Annotated in this window: 1 protein-coding gene; it reads left to right on the top strand. The window is 55.2% G+C overall.

The genetic code is table 11. The features are described from left to right. On the top strand, positions 1–475 hold a 475-nt coding region (locus LU493_RS19490), incomplete at its 5' end, for a transporter associated domain-containing protein (protein ID WP_275289464.1). Positions 476–533: the final 58 nt, after the last annotated feature.

The raw sequence follows: 533 nt of genomic DNA, 5'->3' as shown, positions 1-533 counted from the left end.
CATGCTGCGGGCGGCAGATGAGATCTACTTTGTGCCGGAAGGCACGCCGCTCAGCACCCAGCTGGTGAAATTTCAGCGCAATAAAAAGAAAGTCGGTCTGGTGGTCGATGAATACGGCGATATTCAGGGGCTGGTCACCGTCGAAGATATTCTTGAAGAGATTGTCGGCGACTTCACCACCTCCATGTCACCCACCCTGGCGGAGGAAGTGACCCCGCTTAACGACGGCACGGTGATTATCGACGGCAGCGCCAACGTTCGCGAAATCAACAAAGCGTTTAACTGGCACCTGCCGGAAGATGAAGCACGCACCGTCAACGGTATTATCCTCGAAGCGCTGGAAGAGATCCCGGTCCCGGGCACCCGCGTGCGCATTGAGCAGTACGATATAGATATCCTCGACGTGCAGGACAACATGATCAAACAGGTGAAAGTGATGCCGGTGAAATCATTACGCGAGAGCGTCGCGGAGTAGCGCTAGCGAAGGAATTAATATCACGGTGGGCTGCGGCCCGCCGTTTTTTTATCTCGCG

Source organism: Halomonas elongata, assembly GCF_029081005.1.
Lineage (GTDB): Bacteria > Pseudomonadota > Gammaproteobacteria > Pseudomonadales > Halomonadaceae > Halomonas > Halomonas elongata_B.
Note: the sequence above shows the minus strand (reverse complement) of the source record. Positions and strands in the feature narration are given on the sequence as shown.